The organism is Agromyces humi (assembly GCF_009720255.1).
Lineage (GTDB): Bacteria > Actinomycetota > Actinomycetes > Actinomycetales > Microbacteriaceae > Agromyces > Agromyces humi.
Genome location: NZ_WJSP02000632.1, coordinates 1 through 1300, shown reverse-complemented (window position 1 = coordinate 1300; position 1300 = coordinate 1). Strand labels below are relative to the sequence as shown.

At 74.2% G+C, this 1300-nt stretch carries 2 protein-coding genes; both read right to left on the bottom strand.

The window, feature by feature from the left end:
* Nucleotides 1-49 precede the first annotated feature (49 nt).
* Nucleotides 50-622: a GNAT family N-acetyltransferase gene (locus tag GH736_RS23075; protein ID WP_203230928.1), complete on the bottom strand. Its 573-nt coding sequence runs from the start codon at nt 620-622 to the stop codon at nt 50-52.
* A complete protein-coding gene (locus tag GH736_RS23070; protein WP_159607362.1) occupies nt 619-1116 on the bottom strand; it encodes a YbaK/EbsC family protein in 498 nt (165 codons plus the stop codon). Before GH736_RS23070 ends, GH736_RS23075 begins: the two co-directional genes overlap by 4 nt.
* Between the last annotated feature and the right edge of the window lie 184 nt (nt 1117-1300).

Genomic DNA, 1300 nt, shown 5'->3' with positions numbered 1-1300 from the left:
CGCGGCGCCTAGGGGACGGCGCGGCGGCGGTTGCCCGCACCACCGCGCGTCAGCCGCCCGCCCGCCACTCCTCGGCGAGCATGCCGTACGTGTATCCGTCGATCCAGCCGAGCTCCGCGTGCCACGAGTCGCGCACGCCGTGCTGCTCGCGCCGCATGCCGACCTTCTCCATGACCCGCCACGAGGCGACGTTGTCGGCGAAGCATCCGGCGGTCACCCGGTGCAGGCCCAGCTCGCCGAAGGCGAGGCCGAGCAGGGCGCGCGCGACGTCGGTCGCGTACCCCCTGCCGGCATGGGCCGGATCGATGAGGTAGCCGAGCAGCCCCTCTGCCGCTCGCCACGCGTCGCCGTCGAGCTGCCGCATGCCGTCGCGCACGTCGAGCGAGCCCGTGCCCACCACGACGCCGTCGAGCACCGCCACTGCGGTGTGCTGCGCGGGATCGCCGACGCTCTCCAACCACGCCCGCCTGAAGTTCTCGGGGTCGACCGTCGTGCGCAGCAGCCAGCGGGTGACCTCGGGCCGGTTGCGCCAGGCGAGCACCTGGTCGAGGTCGGCGCTCGTCGGCGGACGGAGCGTCAACGGGCCCGCGGAGCGCGGCCACACGACCGCGTCGGACGTCACGCCGGAGCCTCGACGGGGCTGGGCGTGCCGCCCGTGATGCGCACGAGCTCGTCGAACGTCGTCGGGAAGACGGTCTTCGCGTGTCCGGCTGCGGCCCACACCTCGTCGTAGTCCGCGAGCCGCACGTCGACCACGGTGCGCACCGGCGACGGATGCCCGACAGGTGCGACGCCGCCGATCACCTGGCCGGTGGCAGCCTTGACGGTCTCCTTCGAAGCGCGACGGATGGTGCCGCCCAGCCGCTCCCCGAGCCAGTCGGTGTCGACCCGGTGCGCGCCCGACGTGAGCACGAGGATCGGGTCGTCGTCGATCGTGAAGACGAGCGAGTTGGCGATCTGGCCCACCTCGACGCCGAGCGCGTCGGCGGCGAGCTGGGCGGTGGTCACGGCGTCGTCGAACCAGACGACGCGCGGCTCGACGCCCTGCGCGGCGAGTGCGGCGGTGACACGGTCGACGGCGGCGTGGGACGGGGCTGAGGTCTCCTCGGCGGGCATGCGTCGATCCTACGAGTCCGCGACGGGCGCTTCACCGCGGTGGAGTAGGGTTCCGGCGTGAGCGCGACTCCGTCCCCGTCCCCCTCCTCGGGGCGCCTGGCCCGCCGGCTCGGGCTGCGCGATGCCGTGGCGATCGGCCTGGCGTCGATGATCGGGGCCGGCGTGTTCGCCGTCTGGCAGCCGG

What these genes read in the sequence shown, in the direction of transcription:
- GH736_RS23070 (WP_159607362.1), bottom strand. Translation starts at nt 1,116, where the DNA reads ATGCCCGCCGAGGAGACCTCAGCCCCGTCCCACGCCGCCGTCGACCGT.